This window comes from Shinella zoogloeoides, assembly GCF_030733845.1.
GTDB classification, from domain to species: Bacteria; Pseudomonadota; Alphaproteobacteria; order Rhizobiales; family Rhizobiaceae; genus Shinella; species Shinella zoogloeoides_C.
This window is the reverse complement of record NZ_CP132311.1, coordinates 296,805-322,918: the sequence shown is the minus strand read 5'-3', so window position 1 is coordinate 322,918 and position 26,114 is coordinate 296,805. Positions and strand designations below refer to the sequence as shown.

Genomic DNA, 26,114 nt, shown 5'->3' with positions numbered 1-26,114 from the left:
GCGGCGCCGTCTGGAGACGATTTTCCGGGCCGCTCAGAAGAATTCGAAATCGCCGGCCGCCTTGCCGAGCGGCTGGGAATGGCCGTGGCGCAGGCCGTTGCTCAGCGCCTTCTGCATGTCGGCAAGCTTGACGAGGTTGAGCGCCGTCGTGACGTCGACCACCCAGCTTTCGGGAATGCTGCCGGTGATCGTGTCGATGAACTCGGCAAGCCCCCGCGTCTTCTGGACGGCAAGGTCGATGCCCTGCAGCACCATCATGCGCTCGTTGGCGTCGCCCGCTCCCTCGCCATGGATGGCGGCGAGCTGCGGCTCGATGCGTTCCATAAGGTAGGCGACATCGTGCAGTTCGGACACGATCCGCATCAGGACATCCGGAAGGGCTTCCTCCATGGCAGTCGCTGCACTCAGATACTCGGCTTGCATGGGTTACCCTTTTTACCCGTACGGGCCGGCGGATCGACTGTCCCGACCGGCAACGCAATACATTTCGTACTTCGCTTCCCTGCGGCGGAACGGCCGCTCAGAAGAATTCGATAGAGCTTTCCACCGGCCTTGCGACGGGTGCCGGCCGCTGCTCCAGCGCCACCGTCTTCTGCGTCTCGACGCCCGTCAGCGCATATTGCCTCGCCCGGCCGCTCGACGGCCAGTATTCCAGCTTGCGCCCATGCTCGCCGCCGGTGCTCTCGCCGACGACCTTGATGCCCTCGTCCATCAGGAACTGACGGGCGAACAGGGCGTTCTGCTCACCCACATTGGAAAAGCGGGCGATCGTCCGCGCACCGCCGAAGATCTTCGCCTCCAGCCGGTCGCGCCGGGCGCCCTGCTTCAGGAGGCCGTTGATCAGAAGTTCCATCAGATGCACGCCGTAGCGCGTGGCGTCGCCCCCAGAGGCGAGCGCCTCGGCCGAGCCCGGCAGCAGGAAGTGATTCATGCCGCCGACGCCAACAACCGGATCGCGCATGCAGGCGGCCACACACGAGCCGAGAATGGTGGTGAGCACCACATTCGGATCGTTGAGGACCTTGTATTCGCCCTGGATGACATGGACGCGGCGCGGCGCGGCTTCTGATATCATTTCAAGGCCCCGAACACGGCTTCGATGGCCGCCTTCATCTTCTCGATGGTGAACGGCTTGGCCAGCACGTTGTTGGCGCCGAGCGCCGCCGCCTTCTGCACCAGGGCACGGTCGCCCTGCGCGGTCAGGATGATGAAGGCCGCCTTCTTGGTGTTGGGGTTCGACCGCACCGCCTGCAGGAACTCGATGCCGTCCATCTTCGGCATGTTGAAGTCCGAGATGACGAGGTGGTGCGGCTGCTGGGACATGATGGCCATGCCCTGCGCGCCGTCGCCGGCCGCGGTGATCTGCTTGAAGCCGAGCTGCTGCAGGGCGTCGCCCAGCAGCAGGCGGCTCGTCACCTGGTCGTCGACGATGAGTACTTTGATTTTTTCAGCGATAGACATTATTCGCTCCCTTCTCTACGGGCCGCAGTGATCTTCAAGATTTCCTCCCCTATCGAGGAGAGCGGAAACTGGTGCTCGACGGCACCCAGCTCGAAAGCCACCCTCGGCATTCCATATACGACGCAGGTTTTTTCGTTCTGACCGATGGTCCGCGCCCCTGCATGGCGCATTTTCAGAAGGCCGGCCGCCCCGTCCCGGCCCATGCCGGTCAGGATGACGCCGACGGCGTTGCGGCCGGCGAGTTCGGCGACCGAATCGAACAGCACGTCCACCGAGGGGCGGTGGCCGTTGACCGGATCGCGCTCCACCAGCCGGCAGCACGGCGCATGCGCGTTGGCGATCTGGAGATGGCGGTCGCCGCCGGGCGCGAGGTAGATCTTGCCGATCTCCAGCCGCGCACCGTCCGTCGCCTCCTGCACCACCGGCGCGCAGAGGCGGTTCAGCCGCTCGGCGAAGCTCTTGGTGAAGGTCGGCGGCATGTGCTGCGTGATGACGGTCGGCGGGCAATTGACCGGGAATTTCTGCAGCACCGCGATCAGCGCTTCGACACCGCCTGTCGATGAGCCGATGGCCACGACCCTGCGGCCGGGCTTGTAGCTTGCGGCCGGGTTGACGTTTGCCGAGGTCGGCGCGAGCGGCGGCGGCTCCGCATGGAAACGGCGCTGCGAGCGGGCGGCGGCCTTCACCTTCTCGGCAAGGTCGCCGAAGGGGCGGGCATCGCCCGGCTGCGGCTTGCCGACGCAATCGAAGGCGCCGATTTCCAGCGCCATCAGCGAGGCCTCGGCGCCGCGATGGGTGAGCGTCGAGACCATGATGACCGGCATCGGCCGGAGCTTCATGATCTTGTCGAGGAATTCGAGCCCGTTCATGTTCGGCATCTCGATATCCAGCGTCACGACATCCGGATTGAGCTGCTTGATCGCGTTTCGGGCTTCCATGGCGTCGCCGGCCTGGCCGATGACATTCACATCAGGATCGGAATTGAGCACGGCCGTGATCAGGCCGCGCATGGTCGGCGAATCGTCGACGACGAGGACGCGAGCGGGTGCCATCATGCGCCCCTCCTGTGCTTGCCGGTATAGCGGTAGGTGGTGATGCCGATATTGTCGAACTGGTTCTTCGCCTCGCCCGAGACGCGCTCGGAATGGCCGATATAGAGATGGCCGTTGTCGCCGAGCATGCCGGCGAAGCGCGACCAGATCTTCATCTGCGTCGGCTCGTCGAAATAGATGACGACGTTGCGGCAGAAGATGACGTCGAACGGGCCCTTGAACGGCCACTGCGCCATCAGGTTAAGTTCGTTGAAGGTGATCAACCGCTTCACGCGGTCATCGACCTGCCATTTCTGCCGGCCGCCCGCATCCACCTCGCGGAAGAACTGCTTGCGCATGGCCGGGTTCACCGTCTCCAGCGCATTGGCGTCATAGGCGCCGGCCCTGGCGATGGCGAGGATCTTCGGGTCGATGTCGGTCGCAAGGATGCGGAAGTCGTAGTCGGCGACGTTGGGCATCAGCGAGAGGACGGTGAGCGCAATGGAATAGGGCTCCTGCCCGTCCGAACAGGCGGCCGACCAGATGCGTACCCGGCCGCCATTGCGGGCGCGGGCGAGAAGCTCCGGCAGGACGTCGCTCTTCATGTGGTCGAAATGGTGGTTCTCGCGGAAGAAGCGCGTGAAGTTCGTCGTCAGGTGCGACAGCATCTCTTTCCGCGCCGACGCGCCCGCCGGCGAGGATACCAGCGCGCAATAGTCGCGGAACCCCTTCAGGCCGAGCTGGCGGATGTGCTTGGACAGGCGCGAATAGACGAGCGAGGCCTTGGTCTCGTTGAGGTAGATGCCTGCATCCGCATAGATCATGGCCGCAATCTCGGATAGGTCCTTGCGGGTCAGCGGATATTCGCCGCTCGCCAGGCACTCGTCCGGAGACTGTCTTGTGTCGATGGCCGGGGAATAGGTCATGCGGCTTCGCTTTCCGTATGCGGGAACAGGGCATCCAGCTCGATGAGGCAGATCATGCGGCCCTCGATGGCGAGGATGCCGCGGGCGTAGGACTTTTCCGCCTCATTGGCGATATCGGGCGTCGGCTGCACGTTCTCGTCGGTGATCGTCAGGATGTCGGAGACGGCATCGACGAGCAGCCCCACCACCTTGTGCCCGACCTGCGCGACGATAATGACGTGGCGCACGGTCGGTTCGGCGGGCTTCATGCCGAGCCGAAGCGACATGTCGACGATCGGCAGCACCGCGCCGCGAAGGTTGATCACGCCCAGGACGTAGGGCGGCGCATGCGGCATCGCGGTGGCCGGGGTCCATCCACGGATTTCCCGAACCGACATGATGTTCACGCAGAACTCCTGATCGCCGATCCTGAAGGCGATCAGTTCGCGTCCGTGGGAGAGATTCTTGACCGCGTACGTCATGCTCTATCAACCGGTGGCAGCAAGCGAGATGTCTTGTTTCAGGGACTGGCCGCGCGAGGCGGCGACCACCGCGTCGACGTCCAGGATGAGCGCGACGCGCCCGTCGCCGAGAATGGTCGCGGCGGCGATGCCCGGAACGTGGGTGTAGTTCGCCTCCAGGCTCTTGATGACGACCTGGCGCTGGCCCTGGATGGCATCGACCATCAGGGCACGCTGGCCGCCGCCTTCCGATTCGACGAGCAGTGCGACGCCCTCGATCGGGTTCGCCTGCGTGGCGCGGAAGTTGAGGATCCGGCCGACATCCACCAGCGGGCAGAAGGAGTTGCGGATCGAGATCAGCCGCTGCGAGGCGCCGAAGGAGTGGATGGCCGAGGCTTCCGGTTGCAGCGTCTCGACGATGGCCGTCAGCGGCACGACGAGCGTCTGGCCGGCGACCGTGACCACCATGCCGTCGAGAACGGCCAGCGTCAGCGGCAGGCTCATGGTGAAGACGGAGCCCTGCCCCGGCTTCGAGGAGATGGAGATGCGGCCGCCGAGCGCCTGGATCGAGCGCTTGACCACGTCCATGCCGACGCCGCGGCCGGAAAGGTCCGAGACCTTGTCGGCGGTGGAGAAGCCGGCGTGGAAGATCAGGTTGTCGATTTCCTCGTCCGACAGGTTGGCGTCCGCCGCGATCAGGTCGTTGTCGATGGCCTTCTGGCGCACCTTCTCGCGGTTGATGCCGGCGCCGTCGTCGGCAAGCTCGATGACGATACGGCCGGAACGGTGCTTCGCCGTGAGGCGGACCGTGCCCTCGGGATTCTTGCCGAGCGCCTCGCGCTTCTCCGGCATTTCGAGGCCGTGGTCGACCGCGTTGCGGATCATGTGCGTCAGCGGCTCGGCAAGCTTGTCGATGACGGTCTTGTCGACTTCGGTGTTTTCGCCTTCCGTGATGAGGCGGACCGACTTGCCGGTGATGTCGGCGATTTCGCGGACGGTACGCGCCATGCGCTGGAAGACCGGCTTCACCGGCTGCGCTCGGATCGCCATCACCGAATCCTGGATCTCGCGGGTGAGCTGCTGCAGCTCTTCGAGGCCCATATTGATGGAGGATGTGCCGTTGTTGTCGTTCTCGACGACGCTCTGCGAGAGCATCGCCTGATTGATGACGAGCTCGCCGACGAGGTTGATCAGGCGATCCACACGGTCAAGATCGACGCGGATCGTCTGGCCGGCGGCGGCGGCCTGGTTGGCCTGGGCAGCGCTGGCGGCGGCAGCCTTGGCGTTCTCGGCGGCGCGGCCGGCGACCTGCGCGACCTTGCTGACGGTTTCGGCTGCGGCAACGGCGGCAGCGGCATCGCTTTCGACGGCGAGCGTTTCCTCACCGCCGGCCGGAGCCGCGTCGTCGAGGATCGACAGGTCGAAGGGGACGGGCTGCATCGGCAGCTCCTCGTCCTCGACCACCTCGCCGACGATCTCTTCCTCGACGGTGTGGATGTCGAGATCGCAGTCCCACTCGGCGAATTCGAAGACGGAGCGCACGCCGTCCTCGCCCTTGTCTGTCGTCACCGAGATCTTCCAGGAGAAATAGGCTTCCTCCGGGTTCATCTTGTCGAGCGGGGGCAGGCTGTCCATGTCGCAATAGACGCTCATGTCGCCGAGGCGGGAGACGTCGCGCAACAGGAGAACCGCTTCGTTGCCCTTGGCGTAGAGGTCCTTCTTGGGCTTGAAGACGATCTGGCAGGTCGGCACGTAGTGCGCGGCCGGTTCCTCGTCGAAGTCGCCGAAGGAGAACGGAATCGGCTGGAAGCCTTCGTCGTTGACCGCGGGCTTTTCCACCACCGGTGCCGGTGCGGCCGCCTTGGGAGCAGCGGCTGCGGGCTTCGGGGCCGGAGCTTCGGCGGCGGCCGGGGCCTCGCCGTGCGCCAGCGCTTCGAGTTCTCGGATCAGGGCGCGGCTGCGGGCCTCGTCGACGCTTCCGCCGTCGCGCGCCGCATTGGTCAGGTCCGCCAGCACGTCGGCGGACTTCAGCATGACCTTCAGGACATCCTGGGTGGGTTCCAGCTTGTTGGATCGAACGCAATCCAGTGTCGTCTCGAACACATGGGCGAAGGAGACGAGATCGTCGAGGCCGAATGCACCGGCACCGCCCTTGATCGAATGCACGGCACGGAACACGGCGTTGACCGTCTCCGGGTCGCGATCCCCGTCATTCAGCTTCAAGAGACCGGATTCCAGTTCCGCGAGCTGCTCCTCGCATTCCTGGAAGAAGATCTCTTTGATTTCGTTCATATCCATCGCGGAAAATCCTGGATTTAGGCGGTTACGCGCTCGATTGCATCGATCAGCTTGGTCGGATCGAAAGGCTTGACGATCCAGCCCGTCGCGCCGGCCTGGCGGGCACGGTTCTTCTTCTCCGCGTCGCTTTCGGTGGTCAGCACGAGGATGGGAATGGCGCGGTACTTCTCGTTGCGGCGAACGCCCTCGATGAAGCCGAAGCCGTCGAGGCGCGGCATGTTGATGTCGGTGACGATGACATCCGGGTTTGCGTTTTCGAGAACTTCCAGGCCCTCGACGCCGTCTTCGGCCTGGATGGTCTCGAAGCCTGCATTGTTGAGGGTGACGAGGAGCATGTTCCGGATCGTCCGGGAATCATCCACCGTCAGGACTTTTTTCTTCATTGCCTAGCCTCCTGTGCCAGCAAGTGATCAATATTCACACCGATAAGTTGCAATGTCTTCATGAAAGGGTCGGACACCTTGCCGAAGGTGAAGGGCTGCCTGTCCTCTTCCCAGCTTTTCGCGCCGGCCATCAGGACCTGGGCGCAGAGCGCGCCGACCCGCTCGACCGCCGAGGCGTCGATGACGAGCGGATTGCCCTTGAGGCCCATGAGCTGCGTGTGCAGCGCCGTCGCCTCGTTGAGGTCGAGGACGGGGGCAAGGCTTAAACTTTTCTGAACGGCTTTCTTGCTCGCCATTACCGTGTTCCTTGTCTGCGTCTTTGCAAAACCATCATTGCGTTGCTCGAAGCGACGGGCGGCTGGCTCTCATCGGAAAGCCGGCTGCGTGCCGTCGAAAACCAGTGCCTCGGCCGCCTGCTCGTCATTTCAGCCCCCAAAGCCCACGGCGCGGGCCGAGAGGAAATCGAGGGGCGAGGAAGGCGTTTCGGTACGTTCCGCCGCAGGCGCCTCTGCCGGCGCGGGGCGTGCCGCGCGGCGGAGGTCGCGCTGCGACGAAACATGGAATTCCCGGATCGTGCGGCCGAGTTCGAGGATGACGGTGTGGAGGTCGCCCCCCGCCCCGCCGAGACGGCTCGCATCGGCGGCATCGGCTTCGAGCGCGCGGCCGGCGCGGCCGATCTCGGCCGAAACCCCGGTCAGCCCTTCGGCATCGACGGCGCTCTCGCGCACGATGCCGGTGATGGCGTCGTTGATGCCTTCGACCTGGCGCACGATGTTGCCGATGGCGTCCTGGGTGCGGTGGACGTGTTCGACGCCGGCCTCGACCTGCGCCTTGGTGCCCGTCACGAGCTGCTTGATCTCGCGCGCTGCATCGGCCGAACGCTGGGCGAGCGCGCGCACTTCCTGCGCGACGACTGCAAAGCCGCGGCCGCTGTCGCCGGCGCGGGCGGCCTCGATGCCGGCGTTGAGCGCCAGAAGGTTGGTCTGGAAGGCGATCTCGTCGATGACGCCGATGATCTGGCCGATCTTCTCCGCCGAGGCCTCGATATCCGCCATGGCCGACATCGCTTCGCCGACGATGTTGCCGCTAAGCGCCACGGATTGCTGGGTCGATGCGGCGGCGGACTGCGCCTTGCGGGTTTCGCCGAGCGTTTGGCGGACGCGCTCGACAATGCCGCCGAGGGCGTTAGCCGTTTCGATCAGGTTTGCCGACTGCTCGGCCGAGCGGGCGGAAAGCGCGCTGGCGCCGGAGGCCAGCGCGCCGACGAGCCGGTCGCTTTCGCCTGCCCGGTCGGCGGCGGAGGAAAGACGGGACTGGATCTCGTCGAGCGCACCGTTCAGCGTCTCGGCAAGCGCGCGCCAGGCCTCCGGCATCTCGCCGGAAACGCGCGTCGAAAAGTCGAGCTGCGAAAGGCCGCGGATCGTCTCGCCGAAGACGCGGTCGAGCTCGGCGCGGTCCTCGCGGCGCTGTTCGCCGAGCGCCCGGTTGTGGGCATGGCGCAGCTCGTTGAAGCGCAGCGAGACGCCGATTTCCGCGTCGACCATGGCGGTGCGCAGGAAGGCGGCGACGAGATCCGTCAGTTCCTTGCGGCGGGCCTTGCCCACGCCGAGAATGGATTTCGGCCAGTATTCCTCGATGAGGCCGGTGACGACCGTCTCGAGGACCACCGAATGGCCGGCGATGCGCCAGCGCGGATCGAGCCCCATCTGGCTTTCGCTGTCGGACAGCACCTTGACGCGCTCGGCATAGAGACCGTCGAAGCGGGCATCGGTCAGGATGCTCCAGTGGGAGCTCTGGAGGTCGTGCAGGCGATCGATCTGGCGCTCGCTCTGGAAGTGGCGGGCGGCATCGGGAAAGGTCTGGAAACGCTGGAAGAGATCGCGAAGCGCCGTTTCGACATGCCGTTCGAGCGTCTGGCGATGACGGCGAAGCGTCTCGCCGTCGGCGCTGTCCATCCCGGCGAAGCGCAAACGGTCGCGCAGGCTGGCCGCCTGTCCCGTTCGAGCCTGTTCTGCCGGCATTTCCTGCACCAATTCGCTCCCAACCAACGATGCCCGGCCACCCTTAAAGAGGACCGACGGAATTCTTCATGGAGGAGCGGTCCGGCCGAGCGGTGCGCTGCCGGGAACCGGCACGCACGGCATGTCCCGCGATCCATGATCAAATTCGGTGAAACTCGAATACCGGCTCTGTTCCGGTACGGCGGTTCGGCATCATGCCTGGGTGAGAAACGGCGAATTTCCCATTCCGACGTGTAGACCCCATGTTTATGGTTAATTCCTTGCCTGAAGGTTAATGGTTCATACCTTGCTTATGGCTTCGCTAAAATTAACGCGACCCGACGTTGCGTCAGCCACGCGCAAGCTCGCGCGCGTAGGACAGCGTCGTGAACTGGCAATGACGCCAGGAGGAAATGGACAATGATTGTTCTTGGACTGGGTGCCTCGCTGATCGCTTCGGCAACGCTTGCCGCCATCTATCTTCTTCTCGATATCGAGGCGGGGCGTGCGCCGGCCAAGGCGCGGGTTTTCTGAAGACCGCTCCAAAACCCACTTGCTTTCCCGAAAACGGCTACCACATTCAGCCCTGACAGAATGATACTGTCAAAGGGAGCATATTATGGGCATTGAAAGCATTCTGGTTTTCCTCATCGTCGGCGCCATTGCCGGCTGGCTTGCGGGCCTCATCGTCTCGGGCTTCGGCTTCGGCCTCATCGGCAATATCGTCGTCGGCATCGTCGGCGCCTTCATCGCCGGCTATCTCTTCCCCGCCATCGGCATCAGCCTCGGCAGCGGCATCATCGCCGCCATCATCCATTCCACGATCGGCGCCGTGATCCTGCTCGTGCTCATCAAGGTCATCAAGCGCGCCTGACCGGGCCGCAGGAACCGTTGGCCGTGGCGGCTTCCCCGCCGCGGCCTTTCCGTTTCCGCTCAGATTTCGAAAAACTCCGGAACTACCAGTCCAGGCCGCGCATCGAACGCTCGCGGGAAAGCGGCATGTTCGTGCCGGTGCTCGTCACACCGTTCTGCTCGCAGACATAGACATTGCGCGGCATCCAGTTGGTGCGGGAGCTTGGCGGAACGATCACCCTCTGCTCGCAAACCACCGAATTTTTGCCGCTGTATTCCTCGGTGGCGTCGGAGGGCACGACGCCCGGAAGATCCTTGAAGGCCTGCGCCTGCCCGCCCGAGACGGACATCAGGACGGCCAGAATGGCAAGGGCGGCTCGTGTTTTCATCGTCGTTTCCGGCAAGGCCGGCCTTCCGCATCATCAAAAAGGTACCGCAGGCGGGAAACATGCGCTATAGGCCTGCGGACGTTCAGACAGCTTAGATGGGGTTTTTCATGGCAAGTGCAATCCGGTATCACGAAGGCGACATTCCGGCGGCGGATGCTGCCCGCTATACCGGCGCGATCGCCATCGACACCGAGACGCTCGGCCTCATCCCGCGCCGCGACCGCCTTTGCGTGGTGCAGCTTTCGCCGGGCGACGGCACCGCCGATGTCATCCGCATCGCCGCCGGCCAGAAGCAGGCGCCGAACCTGACCGCGATGCTGGAGGACCCCTCCCGCCAGAAGATCTTCCATTACGGCCGCTTCGACATCGCCGTGCTGTTCCACACCTTCGGCGTCACCACCACGCCGGTCTTCTGCACCAAGATCGCCTCGCGCCTCACCCGCACCTATACCGACCGGCACGGCCTGAAGGACAATCTCAAGGAAATGCTGGAGGTCGACATCTCCAAGCAGCAGCAGTCGTCCGACTGGGCGGCCGAGACGCTTTCCCCGGCGCAGCTCGAATATGCGGCCTCGGACGTGCTGCATCTCCACGCGCTGCGCGACAAGCTCATGGCCCGCCTTACGCGCGACGGAAGGCTTGCCCATGCGGAAGCCTGCTTCACCTTCCTGCCGACCCGCGCCAAGCTGGATCTGCTCGGCTGGGAAGAAACCGACATCTTCGCCCATAGCTGAGTTCCATCGTGGAACACCAGACCGGGCCGACGCTGGAACCGCTGCGACGGCTGATCCGTGGCCGGCTCGCGGCCCTTCCGCCCGGACTTGCGGAATTCCTGCTGTTCGGGCTGAAACAGGCCTGGGCCTGTCTCTTCGGCGGGCTCATGCTCGGCCTCATCATCCTGACCAAGTTCGTCTGGCAGCCCGACTGGCCGGTCCACCGCTATGACGCGCTCTTCGTGATGGCGCTCGCGATCCAGGTCACCTTCCTGACGCTGAAGATGGAGACCTTCGAGGAAGCCAAGGTCATCCTGATCTACCATCTCGTCGGCACCGCCATGGAGATCTTCAAGGTCCATATGGGCTCCTGGGCCTATCCCGAGGAGGCGGTCATCCGCATTGCCGGCGTGCCGTTGTTTTCCGGCTTCATGTATGCCTCGGTCGGCAGCTACATGGCGCGCGCCATCCGCATCTTCGACATGCGCTTCACGCACTACCCACCGTTCTGGGCGACCGCGCTGCTGGGGATCGCCATCTACGTCAATTTCTACACGCACCATTATCTCGTCGATATCCGCATCGCGCTGTTTGCGGCGACGGTGCTGCTCTTCGGGCGCGTGCGCATCTATTACACGGTGGAGGCCAAGCCGCGCTGGATGCCGCTCGTCGTCGCAGCCTTCTTCACCAGCATCTTCCTCTGGATCGCCGAGAACATCGGCACGGCGACGGGCGTCTGGCTCTATCCCGGCCAGCAGACCTGGCACATGGTGCCCTTCACCAAGCTCGGCTCGTGGTATCTGCTGCTCTATGTGAGCTTCGTGCTGGTGACGATCGTCTGCCGGCCGCAGCCACCGGATACCCCTCAGATCCGGCAGGGTTACGCTTAACGTCCGGTTAACGGCCAAGGCGTTATCTTCCAGGCAACTGGAGGTTTGCCATGTTGACACCCTTGCAGAGCGCGCAGTCCACCGCCGCCGTCTCGGCAATGCAATCGATCGTCGATACGCTCGAGGAGCGCCGCCGCGAGGAAGCGGAGAAGGCCAGTGGGCGCAAGAACGACGATTTCCGCGAGCAGGCACACCTGCAATCGGACGACACCGCGCGCCAGGCGAACACCCGGATCAACGAGCACTTCTTCGGCAGCAATGCGCGCGGCGCCGACACGCTCGCCAAGCTGATCTCCCGTTTCAGCGACACGCTCGGCATCGCCCAGCAAGAGGGCGAGACCGCCCGCGCCTTCGCCCAGCGCCTCGCCGACAAGCTCGCCCTCGTCGACAGCATCGGCCTGCCGGCCAAGGGCAGCACGCTCAACGTCACGCTCGGCTCGCTCGGTACCACGCTCTCCTCCGTCAAGCAGGCGATGAGCGGCCCCTCGGACGATGCCGCCGCCAACCTCGTCGCCCGCCTCGCGCTCGCGGCGGACGTCACGCAGGGCGAGAAGGAGACGGACGCCGACTTCGAACAGCGCCTCTCGGCCATGCTGACGCGCCAGCGCGGCGAGCTGCCGGCGGATGTCGCGGCGCTCGAAAAGACATCCGGCCTTTCCGAGCTCGGCCTCAAGGCGAACGATCTCATCGCCGCCATCCGCAATCCCTACGGCCCCGAAGCCGAGCGCGTGAAGGACGCGCTGGCCGAGAAAGCCGACGCGGAGAAGGCGCTGACGCCGGAAATGCGCAAGGTCATCGCCCGGCTGGAAGACGCGGCGGACCCGAAGACGATCGAGGAACTGAAGCTCGACCGCACGAGGCGCGACCCGACGCGCATCGAGGATGCGCAAACGCGCCAGGAGCGCGAGGCCACAATCCTCACGCTGGAGGCGGGCGAGAAGCTCGAGGATGCAAGGGAGCTCCAGGATGCCGTCGGCCGCGCCCACGAGGAGGCCGTCGAGGGCAGGACGGACGGCAAGAAGCCCGTCGATGCGCTCGACACGATCCAACTGCTGGCCGCCGGAACCGAGGCGACGAAAATCGCCGGGAGAACCGAGGCAGTCCCCGAAGGTGGCCTTTCCGCGGACAAGGACGATCCTGCCGCCACCAGCGGCGATGCCCTTCGCGATCTCGACACGGCGAGCCTGCGCGAGCAGCAGGAGCGGGAAGAGGCGAAGAAGGACATCTTCGTGCTGCGCGTCGACGACAACGGCATCTACGACCTGATCACGCGCCAGCTCGTCGCCTGACGGCTACGGCTTCTTCCTGACAATGCCGAGCCGCGCGATGACTTCCGGCGGAATGGCGTAGCGGCGGATCGCATCCTTCTGGCTGCGCAGGCCGCACATTTCCCGCGTGATGAAGAAGGCCCAGACCTTGTCGGCGGCGTCGTTGAGGAGGTCTTCGCGCTCGGCCTCGCCGCAGCCCGCGGCAAGACGCTCGGCAAGCAGCGCCAGCGCCTTCTCGACCTTCAGGCCATGTCGGCCGAGCGAATCCGCCCGCTCGGACATCAATTCGTATTCGAGGATATTGAGCCCCGTCTCCTTGGTGAAGGAGGGGGCGAGCGCCTGTGGCGGGCGAACCGTCATCTCTCGTCTCCAGTCATGGACCCAAGATGGAGCGGCAGGTGCGCGACTGCAAGGGCTCAGGCGGCGCGGGCGCGCACCGCGTCGAAGGTCCAATCGACGAGCAGCTTGCCGTCGCGCCAGACCGGCTGCAGCAGGTTCTCGCGGCCGGCGAGCTGATCCACCCGCGCCGCTTCCAGGCCGATATAGCTTTCGACCACCGCCTGCCGGCCCGCCTTGGAGGCCTTGAGGTTCATGGTGGCGGGGCGCTTGTAGACATCGTGCCATGCGCCGGCCGTATCCTGCCGGGCGTTGGCCTTCATGGCGAAGGAATAGGTGTCGCGGTTGACCTTCTGCAGCAGTCCCGCGCCCATGCCGAAGGCAATGTTCTCCGCCGAGAAGCCGAAGGCTTCCATCCGGCCGAGGATGAGGCCGATATCGGCCGGGGAGATGCCGTCGCCCTGGATGACGCGCACGCTGTCGTCGAGCACCTTGTAGCCCTTGCCGTTGAGGTGCGTGCCGAAGGCATAGGCGAGCTGACGCACGACCTGCACCGGCGTTTCCACCGGATCGCCGCTGTCCGGCCTGACGACGAGCGTGCCGCCGGCTTTCTGCACCCGCTCCTTGAGCTGCTTGCCCCAGATTTCCGCAACGGCGTTGTTGATGTCGTAGCTGTCGGACACGACGGCATAGAGGCCCTTGCCGCCGAACTTGTCGATCATGTTGCCATAGGCCTCGGCCTCGTGCTCCTGGCCCCAGGACGTCATGGTCGAGTGCTCGGAGGCGGGGATCGAGAAACCGGCCATGTCCGCGCCGTAGTAGCGGCGGGCATAGAGCACGGCGCTCACCGTGTCCGTGCCCATGAAATTGACGAGATGCGCCACACCGCCGATGCCCGCCTGCTCGAAGCTCGTGGTGCCGCGCGCGCCGAAATCGTGCAGTCGGAAGGGCAGGACGGCGGCCGGGTCGTCGCAGGTCTTTTCCAGGATCGGCTGGATGATCTGCTTCACCTTGCGGGAATTGGAGGCCACCGTGCTCGGATACCAGATGGCGCGCAGCAGCGCCGTTTCGATATAGGAGGTCAGCCAGTAGCAGGCGGGGTCGGTGTTGACGACCTGCGCGACCGGCACGCCGCGCCGCACCAGCGTGCCCTCCGGCAGCGCTTCGATGAGCAGCGGCAGGAAGCCGCCGTGCTTCCTGACGATATGCGTCCAGCCTTCCCGATTGAACGGCAGCCCGTGCGCCGTGACGATGCCCTCGGCCTCGTCCACATCCGCCATGGTGACCGGCTTCGACAGATATTCCTTGAGGAACATCTGGAGGCCGAAGAACAGCACTTCCGCATGGTCCGAATGGCCGCGCGCCTCGACATAGGAGGAGATGGCGCGGGTTTCCGGCGGATATTGCAGGTAGTGGCTGAACTTGTAGCTGTCGGTGTTGAGGATGAGGTTGGTGAGGTTCATCGAAGGTCTCCGCCGCATCCGCGGCCCGCGAATATTTGGCGGCCAGACAGTGCCGGGAAGATTTACGCGAGCCGAGCATAAGGGGCAAGAGGCGCATGAGACCGGAAATTTCGCCTCGCGATGCTGCAGGCGCGAAGGATTTCCGCGTCCATTAGGAATTCGTTAACCATAAAATGCCATTTGTAAGGGCTAGGAAATTGTTCGGAGTAACGGGGTTCCCGTCCGGCACAGTTCGCGGTCCAGTGCTTCGCCGGTCCAACCGCCGCCTCCCCGCGTGAATGCCCGGCTCGCCGGGCCGAAAGCCCAGCACCTCGCAGCGTCGCGCATGATGCGCCATCCGACGGACGATGGAACATTGGCAGGCCTTGCGATGCGGACGGCATCGGCAATGCGATCAGGAGGCAGGCATGCTGCCGCGTGTGGCGACGACGACCGGGACAGTGCAGCCCACCCCCGTTCTTCCGGGGGCATCGAGCGATGCTGCCGCAAATCCGCAGCTTTCCGCCGCCGCCCTCGCCAATCTCAAGGCGGACGTGCTGCTGCGCCTCATCGAAACCATGCTGAAGCACATGCCGCGCACGGCGGAGCCCAATCCGGGCCGCGACCTCATCGAAACGCTGCTTGCCGCGCTGAAGACGATGCCCGGCCACGAGGGCGAAGGCGCCCGCAAGCTCGCCGACATCATCGCCAGACTGCCGCCGGAGCTTCGCCCGAGCGTGGAGAAGCTGATCAACACCGTGCTCTCCGCCATGCCGACGCGCAGCCTCATCGAGATCGTTCGCAATCCCAACGGGCCGGAAGCCCAGAAGCTTGCTCATTTCCTGGCAACGAACCTCGACCTCGACGATCTTCCGGCGGCCGGCACGGAGCGCCAGCAAAAGCCGCTCGGCCTGACCGCCCAGCAGCTTGCCGCCGTCGGCCGCCACGGCACGCAGCAGAGCGCGCAGACGGCGCAGATGCTGGGCGATGCCCGCCTGCTCCAGACGACGCTGAAGCGCATCTTCGATCTCGACGGCAACAGCAAGCCGCGCCCCCTGCCCGGCAGGACCGCCGACGGCGGCGCCGACCTCCAGATGACCGCCGGGACGATCCGCCCCGCGGCCGAGGCGAAGCTGCCGAACGCCACGCGAACTGATGCGCATCTGCCGGCATCCGCCGCCAAGGCCGCCACGCAGGAACACCCCGTCGAGGCATCCGCGGCAGCGGCTCGCCACAATGGCGATGCCGAGGAGGTTCAGGCGGCAGCGCCGGCCTTGAAGCGCGACGTATCCAATACGGCCGGACAGGCGCTGGCCCGCAGCGTGCTGCAAGCCGTGGCACGAGACGTTTCCCCCGATGTGCTGATGCAGGCGGTGGCCCATCTCGTCGAAAACCTCTCGCCTGAGGAAGCGACCTTCCTGCGCACGCTGCTGGAGCGCCCGCTCGATCCGGCGATGGAGGACGAGCTGGCGCTGATCGTCCGCGAACATGTGGACGATGCCATCGAGGACGGGCTCGGTTCGGCCCTTCGCAAGACCCGGCCCGAGGCCGCCCAATCGTCAGTGTTGCAACCCTCCACCGCCGACGGGGACGAGCTTCTGTCCTCCGCGCAGGCGAAGGACCCCGCCCAGGCCGCTACCGAAACCGGCAAGGCGCGCACCGAAGGCACACAGTCCGCATCGCTCCTGCAGCAACCTGCGGCAGAGCGGGACGATCCCTTGCCGATGCTCCCGGCGCGCGACGCAGGCCAGCCCGCCGCCGATGCGTTGCCGGACAAGCTGCTTGCGGCAACCGTGTTGCGCGAGGGCGTGCCGCTTGCCTTCGTGCCCTACCTGCCGGCCGAAGAGGACATTGCCTGGCCCGAAGCCCGCGAGGCGGAGGAAGAAGAGACGGCAGACGAGGAAGAGGCGGGTGAAGAAGGCGGTGATGCCGCTAACGGCGATACGGACCGCGAAGCCGCCGAAGAGGAGCCCGAGAGCGCCGACATGGCGCGGCGGCGCGAGAAGGCGGCGGAGATGGTCGGCGTTCTGGAGCCCGGCCTCCACTTCTACCAGAAGCTCGGCGACTACTGGACCTGACCGCTTAACAATCGGCAAGAAAAAGCCCGCGGAGATCGCTCTCCGCGGGCCTTTCGATTTTCAAGCAAGCAAGGCTTACTCGGCGTTGTTGCGGTTCTTCAGAGCCGCGCCGAGGATGTCGCCGAGCGAAGCGCCCGAGTCGGACGAACCGAACTGTGCGACGGCTTCCTTCTCTTCGGCGATTTCCAGCGCCTTGATCGAAAGCTGGATCTTGCGATCCTTCTTCGAGAAGTTCAGGACGCGGGCGTCGACGGTCTGGCCGACCGAGAAACGCTCCGGACGCTGTTCGTCACGGTCACGCGACAGATCGTTGCGGCGGATGAACGACGTGATGTCCTCGTGGTTGACGAGCTTCACTTCGATGCCGCCATCGTTGATCGCGATGACTTCAGCCGAAACGACGGCGTTCTTGCGCAGGTCGCCGGATGCCGCGGCGTCGCCGACGGAGTCCTTGCCGAGCTGCTTGATGCCGAGCGAGATGCGCTCCTTGTCGACGTCCACATCCAGAACGACTGCCTTGACGACGTCGCCCTTGTTGAACTCTTCGATGACCTGCTCGCCCGGACGGTTCCAGTCGAGGTCCGACAGGTGCACCATGCCGTCCACGTCGCCTTCGAGGCCGATGAACAGACCGAACTCGGTCTTGTTCTTGACTTCGCCTTCGACTTCCGTGCCAGCCGGGTGGCTGTGCGCGAAGGCCTGCCACGGGTTCTCGAGGGTCTGCTTGAGACCGAGCGAGATGCGGCGCTTCGTCGGGTCGACTTCGAGAACGACCACGTCGACTTCCTGGCTCGTGGACAGGATCTTGCCGGGGTGAACGTTCTTCTTCGTCCAGGACATTTCGGAGATGTGGATCAGGCCTTCGATGCCCGGCTCCAGCTCGACGAACGCACCGTAGTCGGTGATGTTCGTGACCGTACCGGAGATCTTCTTGCCGGTCGGGTACTTCGTACCGATGCCATCCCACGGATCCGACTCGAGCTGCTTCATGCCGAGCGAGATGCGGTGGGTTTCCTGGTTGATGCGGATGATCTGAACCTTGACCTGCTGGCCAATGGACAGGATTTCCGACGGATGGTTGACGCGGCGCCAGGCCATGTCGGTGACGTGCAGCAGGCCGTCGATGCCGCCGAGGTCAACGAACGCACCGTAGTCGGTGATGTTCTTGACGACGCCGTCAACAACCTGGCCTTCTTCGAGGTTCTGAACGATTTCAGAACGCTGCTCGGCGCGGGACTCTTCGAGGACCGTGCGGCGCGAAACGACGATGTTGCCGCGGCGCTTGTCCATCTTGAGGATTTCGAAGGGCTGCGGGTTATGCATGAGCGGCGTGACGTCGCGGATCGGACGGATGTCGACCTGCGAACGCGGCAGGAAGGCAACGGCGCCGTCGAGATCGACGGTGAAGCCACCCTTGACCTGGTTGAAAATGACGCCTTCGACGCGCTCGCCAGCTTCGAACTTGACTTCGAGCTTGGCCCAGCTCTCTTCGCGGCGAGCCTTTTCGCGCGACAGGACGGCTTCGCCAAGCGCGTTTTCGATGCGCTCGACATAGACTTCGACTTCGTCGCCGACCTTCAGCGTGCCGTCCTTCGACTTGGCGCCGAATTCCTTCAGCGGTACGCGGCCTTCAACCTTGAGGCCGACGTCGACGATGGCGACGTCCTTTTCGATCGCGGTAACGATACCCTTGGCAACATAGCCTTCGGCGAGATCGTTCGACGCAAAGGATTCCTGCAGAAGGGCTGCGAAATCTTCGCGCGTGGGGTTTGCTTGAGACATTGAAACTCCTGGTGTGCCTCTTGGGCACGGGCGCCGGGGGTTAGCGTTGATGATGAGCGAAGCACTATCCGCTACCCTTGGGCAGCAAATCCGGCGCGGGGACAGCCTTCGCTCTTATGTTGCGCAACTCCGGACGGAAAACCGCTTCCGCGCTTTTCCTGGCGTTGCTAGCGCTTAAGCGCGGCGTCGATAAACGACTTTGCCGCGGAAAACGCCGCCTCTATACTCATTTCCGACGTATCGAGCAAGTGCGCATCGTCGGCGGGCTTCAACGGGCTGTCCGCACGGCCCATATCGCGCTCGTCGCGGCGGCGGATGTCGTCGAGGATCGTCCCGTAATCGGCCGCGCCGCCACCGGCGAGGATCTCGTCGTAGCGGCGCTTGGCGCGCACCTCCGGCGATGCAGTGACATAGAGCTTCACCGGCGCATCCGGGCAGACGACCGTGCCGATGTCGCGGCCGTCCAGCACCGTGCCGGGCTCGCGCGCCGCAAAGCCGCGCTGCGCCTCGACCAGCGCCCGGCGCACCGACGGCATGACGGCGATCCTGGACGCCGCCTCGCCGATGGCATGGGCGGAGAGCACCGATCGGTCGAGGCCTGCCAGATCGAGGTTCTGCGCCACGTCCGCGGCAATGGCTTCGTCGTCGAACGGCAGGCCGCGATCGAGAAGCGCCTTGGCCGTCGCCCGGTAGGTCAGGCCCGTATCGAGATGATGGAAACCGTATTCATCCGCAATGCGGCGCGACAGCGTGCCCTTGCCGGCGGCGGCGGGACCATCGATGGCGATCGTGAATGTCATCAGGCGCCCTTCGCCTCGAAAAGTTCGATCTTCGCGCCAAGACCCGTCATGAGGTCCATGAATTCCGGGAAGCTCGTGGCGATCATGGTGGCGTCGTCCACGGTCACCGGGTTTTCCGAGACAAGGCCCATGACGAGGAAGCTCATGGCGATGCGGTGGTCGAGATAGGTCGCGACGGCGGCGCCCGAGGCATTGCCGAGCCCCTGGCCGTCCGGGCGGCCGCGCACGACGAGCGAGGATTCCCCCTCATCGCAATCGACGCCGTTGAGCTTGAGGCCATCGGCGACGGCCGAAAGGCGGTCGCTCTCCTTGACGCGCAGTTCCTCGAGGCCGTTCATGACGGTCGTGCCCTCGGCGAAGGCGGCCGCGACGGCGAGAACCGGATATTCGTCGATCATCGACGGCGCGCGGTCTTCCGGCACCGTGACGCCCTTGAGCTGCGAGGAGCGAACGCGCAGGTCCGCCACGTCCTCGCCGCCGGCAAGGCGCGGGTTCAGGATATCGATGTCGGCGCCCATTTCCTGCAGCGTCAGGATGAGGCCGGTGCGCGTGGGGTTCATCAGCACGTTGAGGATGGTGACGTCGGAGTCCGGCACGAGCAGCGCGGCGACCAGCGGGAAGGCCGTCGAGGACGGATCGCCCGGCACGTCGATGACCTGGCCGGTCAGCTTGCCGCGGCCTTCGAGCCGGATCGTGCGCACGCCATCCGCATCCGTCTCGACGGTGAGGTTGGCGCCAAAGCCCCGCAGCATCTTTTCGGTATGGTCGCGGGTCATCACCGGCTCGATGACCGTCGTGATGCCGGGCGTGTTGAGGCCGGCGAGCAGCACGGCCGACTTTACCTGCGCGGAGGCCATCGGCACACGGTAGGTGATCGGCGTCGGGGTCTTCGGTCCACGCAGCGTCACGGGCAGGCGGTCGCCCTCGGCGGCCGTCACCTGCACGCCCATTTCGCGCAGCGGATTGAGGACGCGGCCCATCGGGCGCTTGGTCAGCGAGGCGTCGCCGATGAAGGTGGAATCGAAGTCATAGACCCCGACGAGGCCCATGGTGAGGCGGCAGCCGGTGCCGGCATTGCCGAAATCGAGCGGCGCCTCGGGCGCGAGCAGCGCGCCGTTGCCGACGCCGTCGATGATCCAGGTGTCGCCTTCCTTACGGATCTTGGCACCCATGGCCTGCATGGCCTTGCCCGTATTGATGACGTCCTCGCCCTCCAGCAGGCCGGTGATGCGCGTCTCGCCACTCGCAAGGCCGCCGAACATGAAGGACCGGTGGGAAATCGATTTGTCGCCGGGAATGCGGACGGTTCCGGAAAGGCCGGAGGATTTGCGGGCGGTTGCGGGCCGTGCAATGGCGCCGTGCGACATGGGCGTCTTCCTTAGTAATATCGCGGCTCCCCAACGGGATCGCTTGGGGGAGAACGCGCGCTTGCTACCACAAACGATTTAAAGCGTCATCCTCCCGCCGGCAAACAATCCGCATTCGCGCGACGCATGGATGGAAGGTCGAGTTGGCACCCTCCCCAAGTTAGGCTTTGACAGGATTGCGCAAGCCTATTAAGGGGACCGGCTAATCATTTTCCCCTTCAACGCGCCGGAACCCCGGCCACGCCGGAAACAAACGGCACCTTAGAGGCTTTGACAGTGGCAAAACCGGAACTCGGAACCAAACGCATCGATCCGGAAACGGGCAAGAAGTTCTACGACCTGAACCGCGATCCGATCGTGTCCCCCTATACGGGCAAGTCCTATCCGCTCTCCTTTTTCGAGGAAACCTCGGCGGCTGCGGTCCTCGAAAAGGATGAGGACGAGGACGTCAGCGAAGTCGATACGGAGAACACGGAAGTCGAACTCGTCTCGCTGGAAGAGGCCGACGAGGATGCAGCAGGCGGCGACGACCTGCCGGATCTGGGCGACGACGACGTCGAGATCGACGGCGACGACGACGATGACACGTTCCTGGAACAGGACGAAGACGACGACGATGATGACATGAGCGACCTCATCGGCGTCACCGGCGACGAAGACGAAGCGTAAGACCTTGATAATCCGGCCGGTTTCAAAAAAATCGGCCGGATTTCATTTTTCGGCTTGCCATCTCCGGGGCCCGGAAGTAATAAGCCGCCACACCGAACGGCAACGCCGCTTCGGTTCCCGGAAACCGGCCTAGCCGGACCCGTTATGGGGCTATAGCTCAGCTGGGAGAGCGCTTGCATGGCATGCAAGAGGTCAGCGGTTCGATCCCGCTTAGCTCCACCAAACCTTCTCTTCAAAACCATGTAGTTTTATCAGGCCTGGTTCGGTCGCTGGTCGTTCGTATCGCTATGGCAGGTCAATCGTCACCCACGGGGCCTTCCGTTCCCCATGCACGGCTTGCTCCGGCACAAGGCCGGGATCGTCGCCAAATGCGCCGAGGGCGATTGCTATGCGGTCGGGGCGGAACTCGGGATACCAGAAGACGGTGCTGCCGCAGTCCGGGCAGAAGTGGAAGGTCACGCGTTTGCCGCTTTCGCCGCGGCGCGTGAAGACGTGCGACGGGCCTGTAGTCTTCGCGTCGTCGCGACCGAAGAAGACCGCGACGCCGAAGGCAGAACCCGTGCGCTTCTTGCAGGCCTCGCAATGGCAGAGGGATATCTTGACCGGTTCCGTCTCGACGGAGGCGCTGAGGGTGCCGCAGGCGCAGGAGGCTATCCGTTTCGCCATGGCGCCGCCCCTTGCATCGGCCTCTTAGAACTTCACGCCGACGCTCAAGCCTGCATGGGTGATCCCGTCGTTCGGGCCGTCGCAGAGGTTGGCATTCGAGGAATGGTCGACGGTCGCCATGACGTTAACGGTTTCCGTGACGCGCATGCCGAGCGCGGCGTGTTCGCGAAACAGGAAACGGCAGCCGAGGAGCGGGCCGGTGCCGCTGTCCAGGTTGCCGTTGTGAACGGTCCCGCCCGCGCCGATTTCCGCAAAGAAGGTCTCGGTGATCGGCAGATGCCAGTTGAGGCCGAGATAGGCCTGGTCGGTCGCGTCCGCGCCGCCCGAGACGCCCACCTGTACCCGCGGCTCCAGCAGGACCTTCGCCACGCCGGTCTGCGAGGACTGGAAGGGGGCGATGAAGACCTCGGCCGATCCGACGACGCCCTTGTCTTGCGACGAGCTGCTGTCGAGGTTTCCGCTCAAGCCGATGCGCACCTCATCGACAAGGTCGCCGGCCGAGGCAGACGGAACATATACTCCGATCGACGCCGTCGTCAGAGCGGCTGCCAGAAAAATCTTCATAGCGTCCCCCGAATCACCAGAGGCGATTTTTGGCGCGGACGCGGGTTTTGTACAGCCCGAATATGGCTGCACGCTAAACTGTCCGGCTGCCTACGGCTGTTCGCGCGTGCCGGGCGCCGCCTCGCGCTGGTCGGCATCCTCCAGATCGGTCTTTACGATGAAGGTGTCGTTGTGCTGGCGGGCCGCCTCGCGCAGGGCTTCGAGGTTCGGCTCGTCGTCGCCGCCGATCTCGCTGTCGCCCTGGTCGATTTCACGTTCCGCCTGGTACCAGTGGTCGTCCGGCTTGCCGTCCGGCGCGCCTTCCTGCTGCCAGAGTTCATGGGCGCGCTTGCGGATCCTGTCTTCGCGGTCGTCGGTCATGGACGTGCTCCTTCTCTTCGTTCGCGGTGAACGGACAATCCCGCCGGATGTTCCCTGCTTGCGTCGTTCAGGAACCGCGAATAAGCATGGTTCCTCAGGCGTCTCAGGCAGGAGATGCAGCTTTGTCGGGGGACAATATGAGCTTTACGGAAACGACGACCACTTTCTGGTTCTCCAGGCTGAAGGGGGCGCTGATCAAGATCGTGGTCGGCTTCATCCTGCTCTTCGCCTGCATCTGGCTGCTCTTCTGGAACGAGGGGCGTTCCGTGAAGACCTACCGCGCACTCGTCGAGGGCGCCGGCCTCGTCGTTTCGGTCGACAACGGCAGCGTCGACCCCGCCAACGACGGCAAGCTCGTGCACGTTTCCGGGCCGGTGAAGCCCGTCGGCATGCCGGAGGACGATGTGCTCGGCATCTCTGCCGACGGCGCTGCGGGCCTCGAGCGCATCGTCGAGATGTACCAGTGGGTCGAGACCTCGAAATCGGAGACGCGCAAGCAGCTTGGCGGCAGCGAGGAGACTGTCACCACCTATTCCTACCACAAGGAATGGAAGCGAAACGAAGTCAGCTCCGGCAGCTTCCGCCAGTCGGGCCACGACAATCCGCAAAAGCCGATCGACGATGCGAGCTTCGCCGTGCCGTCGGCGACGATCGGCGCCTTCAGCGTCGACGGCCGCGCCGTCGCCCGGCTCGGCGAGGAGCGCCCCGTGCCGCTGACGGCCATCGAGGCGAACCGGCTCGGCGAGGCCGTCACACTCGGCAAGCCCGTCTCGACGATCGCCGGACAGGCCGTCTTCTCGTTCGATCCGCAGAACCTTCAGGTCGGCGATATCCGCATCCGCTTCGAGCGCTCGGACATTGCAGAGGCGAGCTTCGTCGGCGCGCAGCGCGGCACTGGCCTGACGCCCTACAAGACGACGAACGGCCGCGATCTCTTCCTCAGCGATGCCGGTCTCGTCGATGCCGCTGCCATGTTCGACGCCGCGCAGAGCGAGAACACCATCATCACCTGGGCGCTGCGCATCGGCGGGCTGGTCGGCATCTTCGTCGGCTTCGCCTCTATCCTCTCCATTCTCGGCGTGATCGCCGACGTCGTGCCCTTCATCGGCTCGATCGTGCGCTTCGGCACGACGGCGATCGCGCTCATCTTCACCCTGCTGATCGGGCCGGCCATCATCGCCATCGCCTGGATCGCCTATCGCCCGCTCATCGCCATCGCGGTTCTGGCCATCGGCATTGCGCTTGCGGCAGGCATCCTCTATCTGCGGCGCGGCAAGGCGGCAGCAACACCCGTTCCCGCCGGGGCATGACGACAAAGGCGGGATGAGCGACGCGTGACCTTCTATATTTCGAAGACCTTCTGGCTGGTTGCCCAGCCGCTCTCGCTCGCCCTGCTCTTGCTCCTTGCCGGCCTCATCGCCGGTTTGCTGAAGTGGAACCGCATCAAGGCGCTTGCCAGCGTGGCGGCAGCGCTCGTGCTGTTCCTCACGCTCTTCACCTCGACCGGTGCGGTGCTCCTGCAATCCCTGGAGGACCGCATCGCCCGCGCCGAGCTGCCGGCCGGCGGGCCGGCCTGCATCATCACGCTCGGCGGCGGCTTCGAATCGGAGGTCATCGCGGCACGCGGCGGCTTCGAGATGACCCAGGCCGGGGACCGTTTCGTCGAGACCTTGCGGCTTGCTATGCAATTTCCCGAAGCGCGCCTCCTGATTTCGGGCGGCGACGGCTCTCTGAGCGGTGCCTATGAAGGCGACGCGGTGGTGGGAACGCGGTTCTTCGAGGCTTTCGGCGTGCCAGCCGCGCGGGTGATCCGCGAGACGCAATCGCGCGACACATTCGAAAATGCGGGGAACACGGAGGGGCTTCTCAAGGAAAACGGCCTCGAACGCTGCCTGCTGGTGACCTCGGCCTTCCACATGCCGCGCTCGGTCGGACTCTTCCGCAAGCTCGGTCTCGAGGTGCTGCCATGGCCGACGGACTATCGCACGACCGGTACGGCGCGCCTCGCGCTCGACCTCACCCAGCCCTCGACGAACAGCCAGTTGATGACGACGGCGCTGCGCGAATGGACGGGTCTCTTGTTCTATTACCTCGCGGGCCGGACGCACGCCTTCTTCCCGCAATAGCCGCCGTTCTCACTTCTTCGAAATCGTCTCGAAGCGGGCGTTCCGCACGCGGATGGTCATGGTGCAGTATTGGTCGTCGTCGCGTCCGCAGCTTGCGGCGTTTGCCTTGAGCTCCAGCACCATATTGCCGAAGCGCTTCTTCATGCCGTAGCCGTAAAGATCGGCATTGGCGGCGAGGAAATAGCCGCCTTCGGCGACCTGGATATAGAATTCGTGCGGGCAGCCGACATCGCCGCACAGGCCGCCCGGCACACCGTCGCAGTTGACCGCGCCGAGGTTGAAGATCGCATCGACGAGGCGGTCGTTGTTGAAATCGACATTGTCGGCGAAATCCTCGCCATAGACGGCCGTCTTGCAGCGCTTGGCGACCTCCGCCTGAACGGTGGCCAGCGCATCCGGCACGATCTCGGCGGCGCGGACCGGCATGGCGGCCGAAACCAGGGCGGCGCAGAGCAGCGCAAGGAACTTCATGCGGATGGCCATCTCTCGAACCTTTCCATGGCAAGCGATTCGGTCATTATGCAGCCGGGGCCGCGCGCGGCGTGATTCTGCCGGCGCGCGCACTCTACCGCGGCAAAGCTGTCGCGAGGCTTGGCCTGTGGGCGCGCCGCACGAAGAGGGGGAAAGACGTGTCGATCCTGGAACTGCTCGACTATACGGGCGTCGCGGTCTTTGCCGCGACCGGCGCGCTTTCGGCCTCCCGCAAGCAGCTCGACATCATCGGCTTCCTGTTTTTGGCGGCCGCGACCGGCATCGGCGGCGGAACCTTCCGCGATGTGATCCTGGGCGCGACGCCGGTCTTCTGGGTGGTGAACCCGACCTATCTCATCGTCTGCGTCGTCGTCGCGCTCGTCGTCTTCGTGCTCGCGCACCGCATCGAGTCGCGCTATCGCCTGCTGCTCTGGCTCGATGCCATGGGCGTCTCGGCCTATTGCGTGATGGGCGCGGCCAAGGGCTTTGCCGCGACCGGTTCGCCGACGGTGGCGATCACGACCGGCGTGCTGACGGCGAGCTTCGGCGGCATCATCCGCGATCTTCTTGCAAACGAGCCCTCCGTGCTGCTGCGGCCCGAGGTCTATGTCACGGCTGCGCTCATCGGCTCGGCCGCCTTCACTGCCGCGACGGTTGCCGGGGCGCCGCTCTGGCTGGCGTCGGCCATCGGCATCGGCGCGGCCTTCGTGGTGCGCGGCGGAGCCTTGCGATTCGGCTGGCGTTTTCCGATCTACAAGCCGCGGCCGGGCCGCCATCCTGACGATGTGATGTGAGGCGGACG

Annotated in this window: 29 protein-coding genes and 1 tRNA gene; 10 read left to right on the top strand and 20 right to left on the bottom strand. The window is 64.8% G+C overall.

Translation table 11 applies throughout. The features are described 5' to 3' along the window. Positions 1-33: 33 nt before the first annotated feature. The 10 genes from cheT to Q9316_RS02510 form a co-directional block, all read right to left on the bottom strand. Positions 34-423, bottom strand: coding sequence for a chemotaxis protein CheT (cheT, locus tag Q9316_RS02555; protein WP_306033695.1), 390 nt, complete (start codon positions 421-423; stop codon positions 34-36). Between the two features lie 97 nt (positions 424-520). Next, a complete protein-coding gene (gene cheD, locus Q9316_RS02550; RefSeq protein ID WP_306033694.1) occupies positions 521-1,075 on the bottom strand; it encodes a chemoreceptor glutamine deamidase CheD in 555 nt (184 codons plus the stop codon). Next, positions 1,072-1,461 (bottom strand): response regulator, encoded by a 390-nt coding sequence (locus tag Q9316_RS02545; protein ID WP_298099611.1) that lies wholly within the window; start codon positions 1,459-1,461, stop codon positions 1,072-1,074. Before Q9316_RS02545 ends, cheD begins: the two co-directional genes overlap by 4 nt. Beyond that, a complete protein-coding gene (gene cheB / locus Q9316_RS02540; RefSeq protein ID WP_306033693.1) occupies positions 1,461-2,516 on the bottom strand; it encodes a protein-glutamate O-methylesterase CheB in 1,056 nt (351 codons plus the stop codon). Before cheB ends, Q9316_RS02545 begins: the two co-directional genes overlap by 1 nt. Beyond that, positions 2,513-3,418, bottom strand: a complete 906-nt coding sequence (cheR, locus tag Q9316_RS02535) for a protein-glutamate O-methyltransferase CheR (RefSeq protein WP_306033692.1) — start codon at positions 3,416-3,418, stop codon at positions 2,513-2,515. Before cheR ends, cheB begins: the two co-directional genes overlap by 4 nt. Continuing rightward, positions 3,415-3,879 carry a chemotaxis protein CheW gene (locus Q9316_RS02530; RefSeq protein WP_306033691.1) on the bottom strand — a complete coding sequence of 155 codons (465 nt, stop codon included), beginning with the start codon at positions 3,877-3,879 and terminating at the stop codon, positions 3,415-3,417. The genes cheR and Q9316_RS02530 overlap by 4 nt, the downstream gene beginning before the upstream one ends. Positions 3,880-3,885: 6 nt before the next feature. Continuing rightward, positions 3,886-6,156 (bottom strand): chemotaxis protein CheA, encoded by a 2,271-nt coding sequence (locus Q9316_RS02525; protein ID WP_306033690.1) that lies wholly within the window; start codon positions 6,154-6,156, stop codon positions 3,886-3,888. A 17-nt stretch (positions 6,157-6,173) separates the two neighbouring features. Then, positions 6,174-6,539 carry a chemotaxis response regulator CheY1 gene (gene cheY1, locus Q9316_RS02520; protein WP_024270516.1) on the bottom strand — a complete coding sequence of 122 codons (366 nt, stop codon included), beginning with the start codon at positions 6,537-6,539 and terminating at the stop codon, positions 6,174-6,176. Then, on the bottom strand, positions 6,536-6,835 hold the full coding sequence (locus tag Q9316_RS02515; RefSeq protein ID WP_306033688.1) for an STAS domain-containing protein: 300 nt from the start codon (positions 6,833-6,835) through the stop codon (positions 6,536-6,538). Before Q9316_RS02515 ends, cheY1 begins: the two co-directional genes overlap by 4 nt. A 129-nt stretch (positions 6,836-6,964) precedes the next feature. Beyond that, on the bottom strand, positions 6,965-8,560 hold the full coding sequence (locus Q9316_RS02510) for a globin-coupled sensor protein (protein WP_306033687.1): 1,596 nt from the start codon (positions 8,558-8,560) through the stop codon (positions 6,965-6,967). 598 nt (positions 8,561-9,158) lie between these two features. On the opposite strand from Q9316_RS02510, the gene Q9316_RS02505 reads away from it, so the two are divergent. Next, positions 9,159-9,413: a GlsB/YeaQ/YmgE family stress response membrane protein gene (locus Q9316_RS02505; protein ID WP_306033686.1), complete on the top strand. Its 255-nt coding sequence runs from the start codon at positions 9,159-9,161 to the stop codon at positions 9,411-9,413. Positions 9,414-9,495: 82 nt separating this feature from the next. Here the strand turns inward: Q9316_RS02505 and Q9316_RS02500 are convergent, their stop codons facing one another. After that, positions 9,496-9,780 (bottom strand): hypothetical protein, encoded by a 285-nt coding sequence (locus Q9316_RS02500; RefSeq protein ID WP_306033685.1) that lies wholly within the window; start codon positions 9,778-9,780, stop codon positions 9,496-9,498. Between the two features lie 107 nt (positions 9,781-9,887). Here Q9316_RS02500 and Q9316_RS02495 point away from each other — a divergent pair, with 107 nt between their 5' ends. The 3 genes from Q9316_RS02495 to Q9316_RS02485 are packed head-to-tail and all read left to right on the top strand — an operon-like array spanning position 9,888 to position 12,672. Next, positions 9,888-10,514, top strand: a complete 627-nt coding sequence (locus Q9316_RS02495) for a ribonuclease D (RefSeq protein WP_306033684.1) — start codon at positions 9,888-9,890, stop codon at positions 10,512-10,514. An 8-nt stretch (positions 10,515-10,522) separates the two neighbouring features. Then, a complete protein-coding gene (locus Q9316_RS02490) occupies positions 10,523-11,383 on the top strand; it encodes a DUF817 domain-containing protein (protein ID WP_306033683.1) in 861 nt (286 codons plus the stop codon). A 50-nt stretch (positions 11,384-11,433) separates the two neighbouring features. Next, positions 11,434-12,672 carry a hypothetical protein gene (locus Q9316_RS02485; protein WP_306033682.1) on the top strand — a complete coding sequence of 413 codons (1,239 nt, stop codon included), beginning with the start codon at positions 11,434-11,436 and terminating at the stop codon, positions 12,670-12,672. Between the two features lie 3 nt (positions 12,673-12,675). On the opposite strand, the gene Q9316_RS02480 is transcribed toward Q9316_RS02485, so the two are convergent. Continuing rightward, positions 12,676-13,011 carry a DUF6665 family protein gene (locus tag Q9316_RS02480; protein ID WP_306033681.1) on the bottom strand — a complete coding sequence of 112 codons (336 nt, stop codon included), beginning with the start codon at positions 13,009-13,011 and terminating at the stop codon, positions 12,676-12,678. A gap of 56 nt (positions 13,012-13,067) precedes the next feature. Further along, entirely contained in the window at positions 13,068-14,450 is a 1,383-nt protein-coding gene (locus Q9316_RS02475; protein ID WP_306033680.1) for a nicotinate phosphoribosyltransferase, read from the bottom strand. Between the two features lie 407 nt (positions 14,451-14,857). Between Q9316_RS02475 and Q9316_RS02470 the strand changes: the two genes are divergently transcribed. Next, positions 14,858-16,507, top strand: coding sequence for a hypothetical protein (locus tag Q9316_RS02470; RefSeq protein ID WP_306033679.1), 1,650 nt, complete (start codon positions 14,858-14,860; stop codon positions 16,505-16,507). Between the two features lie 75 nt (positions 16,508-16,582). Here the strand turns inward: Q9316_RS02470 and rpsA are convergent, their stop codons facing one another. The 3 genes from rpsA to aroA all read right to left on the bottom strand — a co-directional run bounded on the left by rpsA (position 16,583) and on the right by aroA (position 20,456). Continuing rightward, the gene (gene rpsA, locus Q9316_RS02465) at positions 16,583-18,289 is read right to left on the bottom strand and encodes a 30S ribosomal protein S1 (RefSeq protein WP_306033678.1); all 1,707 of its coding nucleotides are present in this window, start codon (positions 18,287-18,289) and stop codon (positions 16,583-16,585) included. 167 nt (positions 18,290-18,456) lie between these two features. Next, entirely contained in the window at positions 18,457-19,089 is a 633-nt protein-coding gene (gene cmk, locus Q9316_RS02460; protein WP_306033677.1) for a (d)CMP kinase, read from the bottom strand. Continuing rightward, complete coding sequence (gene aroA / locus Q9316_RS02455) at positions 19,089-20,456, bottom strand: 3-phosphoshikimate 1-carboxyvinyltransferase (protein ID WP_306033676.1); 1,368 nt, start codon at positions 20,454-20,456, stop codon at positions 19,089-19,091. Before aroA ends, cmk begins: the two co-directional genes overlap by 1 nt. Before the next feature lie 276 nt (positions 20,457-20,732). On the opposite strand from aroA, the gene Q9316_RS02450 reads away from it, so the two are divergent. Further along, positions 20,733-21,125 carry a TIGR02300 family protein gene (locus tag Q9316_RS02450; protein ID WP_306033675.1) on the top strand — a complete coding sequence of 131 codons (393 nt, stop codon included), beginning with the start codon at positions 20,733-20,735 and terminating at the stop codon, positions 21,123-21,125. Positions 21,126-21,271: 146 nt separating this feature from the next. Further along, positions 21,272-21,347, top strand: a tRNA-Ala gene (locus tag Q9316_RS02445). A gap of 63 nt (positions 21,348-21,410) precedes the next feature. Here the strand turns inward: Q9316_RS02445 and Q9316_RS02440 are convergent. From Q9316_RS02440 to Q9316_RS02430, 3 genes are all read right to left on the bottom strand, one after another. After that, complete coding sequence (locus Q9316_RS02440) at positions 21,411-21,791, bottom strand: GFA family protein (RefSeq protein WP_306033674.1); 381 nt, start codon at positions 21,789-21,791, stop codon at positions 21,411-21,413. Positions 21,792-21,815: 24 nt separating this feature from the next. Continuing rightward, positions 21,816-22,355: an acyloxyacyl hydrolase gene (locus tag Q9316_RS02435; protein ID WP_306033673.1), complete on the bottom strand. Its 540-nt coding sequence runs from the start codon at positions 22,353-22,355 to the stop codon at positions 21,816-21,818. Between the two features lie 90 nt (positions 22,356-22,445). Then, the gene (locus Q9316_RS02430; RefSeq protein ID WP_371877945.1) at positions 22,446-22,715 is read right to left on the bottom strand and encodes a DUF2934 domain-containing protein; all 270 of its coding nucleotides are present in this window, start codon (positions 22,713-22,715) and stop codon (positions 22,446-22,448) included. Between the two features lie 137 nt (positions 22,716-22,852). Here Q9316_RS02430 and Q9316_RS02425 point away from each other — a divergent pair, with 137 nt between their 5' ends. Together Q9316_RS02425 and Q9316_RS02420 are read left to right on the top strand one after the other, a co-directional pair. Beyond that, on the top strand, positions 22,853-24,025 hold the full coding sequence (locus tag Q9316_RS02425; protein WP_306033672.1) for a TMEM43 family protein: 1,173 nt from the start codon (positions 22,853-22,855) through the stop codon (positions 24,023-24,025). A 24-nt stretch (positions 24,026-24,049) separates the two neighbouring features. After that, on the top strand, positions 24,050-24,841 hold the full coding sequence (locus Q9316_RS02420; RefSeq protein ID WP_306033671.1) for a YdcF family protein: 792 nt from the start codon (positions 24,050-24,052) through the stop codon (positions 24,839-24,841). 9 nt (positions 24,842-24,850) lie between these two features. Here the strand turns inward: Q9316_RS02420 and Q9316_RS02415 are convergent, their stop codons facing one another. Then, a complete protein-coding gene (locus tag Q9316_RS02415) occupies positions 24,851-25,324 on the bottom strand; it encodes a hypothetical protein (RefSeq protein WP_306033670.1) in 474 nt (157 codons plus the stop codon). 146 nt (positions 25,325-25,470) lie between these two features. On the opposite strand from Q9316_RS02415, the gene Q9316_RS02410 reads away from it, so the two are divergent. Beyond that, positions 25,471-26,106, top strand: coding sequence for a trimeric intracellular cation channel family protein (locus tag Q9316_RS02410; RefSeq protein ID WP_306033669.1), 636 nt, complete (start codon positions 25,471-25,473; stop codon positions 26,104-26,106). The last annotated feature ends 8 nt before the right edge of the window (positions 26,107-26,114 follow it).

Excerpts from the sequence above, each read along its gene's own strand:
- cheT (WP_306033695.1), bottom strand. The coding sequence starts at position 423 with ATGCAAGCCGAGTATCTGAGTGCAGCGACTGCCATGGAGGAAGCCCTT.
- cheD (WP_306033694.1), bottom strand. The coding sequence starts at position 1,075 with ATGATATCAGAAGCCGCGCCGCGCCGCGTCCATGTCATCCAGGGCGAA.
- Q9316_RS02545 (WP_298099611.1), bottom strand. The coding sequence starts at position 1,461 with ATGTCTATCGCTGAAAAAATCAAAGTACTCATCGTCGACGACCAGGTG.
- cheB (WP_306033693.1), bottom strand. The coding sequence starts at position 2,516 with ATGATGGCACCCGCTCGCGTCCTCGTCGTCGACGATTCGCCGACCATG.
- cheR (WP_306033692.1), bottom strand. The coding sequence starts at position 3,418 with ATGACCTATTCCCCGGCCATCGACACAAGACAGTCTCCGGACGAGTGC.
- Q9316_RS02530 (WP_306033691.1), bottom strand. The coding sequence starts at position 3,879 with ATGACGTACGCGGTCAAGAATCTCTCCCACGGACGCGAACTGATCGCC.
- Q9316_RS02525 (WP_306033690.1), bottom strand. The coding sequence starts at position 6,156 with ATGGATATGAACGAAATCAAAGAGATCTTCTTCCAGGAATGCGAGGAG.
- cheY1 (WP_024270516.1), bottom strand. The coding sequence starts at position 6,539 with ATGAAGAAAAAAGTCCTGACGGTGGATGATTCCCGGACGATCCGGAAC.
- Q9316_RS02515 (WP_306033688.1), bottom strand. The coding sequence starts at position 6,835 with ATGGCGAGCAAGAAAGCCGTTCAGAAAAGTTTAAGCCTTGCCCCCGTC.
- Q9316_RS02510 (WP_306033687.1), bottom strand. The coding sequence starts at position 8,560 with ATGCCGGCAGAACAGGCTCGAACGGGACAGGCGGCCAGCCTGCGCGAC.
- Q9316_RS02505 (WP_306033686.1), top strand. The coding sequence starts at position 9,159 with ATGGGCATTGAAAGCATTCTGGTTTTCCTCATCGTCGGCGCCATTGCC.
- Q9316_RS02500 (WP_306033685.1), bottom strand. The coding sequence starts at position 9,780 with ATGAAAACACGAGCCGCCCTTGCCATTCTGGCCGTCCTGATGTCCGTC.
- Q9316_RS02495 (WP_306033684.1), top strand. The coding sequence starts at position 9,888 with ATGGCAAGTGCAATCCGGTATCACGAAGGCGACATTCCGGCGGCGGAT.
- Q9316_RS02485 (WP_306033682.1), top strand. The coding sequence starts at position 11,434 with ATGTTGACACCCTTGCAGAGCGCGCAGTCCACCGCCGCCGTCTCGGCA.
- Q9316_RS02480 (WP_306033681.1), bottom strand. The coding sequence starts at position 13,011 with ATGACGGTTCGCCCGCCACAGGCGCTCGCCCCCTCCTTCACCAAGGAG.
- Q9316_RS02475 (WP_306033680.1), bottom strand. The coding sequence starts at position 14,450 with ATGAACCTCACCAACCTCATCCTCAACACCGACAGCTACAAGTTCAGC.
- Q9316_RS02470 (WP_306033679.1), top strand. The coding sequence starts at position 14,858 with ATGCTGCCGCGTGTGGCGACGACGACCGGGACAGTGCAGCCCACCCCC.
- rpsA (WP_306033678.1), bottom strand. The coding sequence starts at position 18,289 with ATGTCTCAAGCAAACCCCACGCGCGAAGATTTCGCAGCCCTTCTGCAG.
- cmk (WP_306033677.1), bottom strand. The coding sequence starts at position 19,089 with ATGACATTCACGATCGCCATCGATGGTCCCGCCGCCGCCGGCAAGGGC.
- aroA (WP_306033676.1), bottom strand. The coding sequence starts at position 20,456 with ATGTCGCACGGCGCCATTGCACGGCCCGCAACCGCCCGCAAATCCTCC.
- Q9316_RS02440 (WP_306033674.1), bottom strand. The coding sequence starts at position 21,791 with ATGGCGAAACGGATAGCCTCCTGCGCCTGCGGCACCCTCAGCGCCTCC.
- Q9316_RS02435 (WP_306033673.1), bottom strand. The coding sequence starts at position 22,355 with ATGAAGATTTTTCTGGCAGCCGCTCTGACGACGGCGTCGATCGGAGTA.
- Q9316_RS02430 (WP_371877945.1), bottom strand. The coding sequence starts at position 22,715 with ATGACCGACGACCGCGAAGACAGGATCCGCAAGCGCGCCCATGAACTC.
- Q9316_RS02425 (WP_306033672.1), top strand. The coding sequence starts at position 22,853 with ATGAGCTTTACGGAAACGACGACCACTTTCTGGTTCTCCAGGCTGAAG.
- Q9316_RS02415 (WP_306033670.1), bottom strand. The coding sequence starts at position 25,324 with ATGGCCATCCGCATGAAGTTCCTTGCGCTGCTCTGCGCCGCCCTGGTT.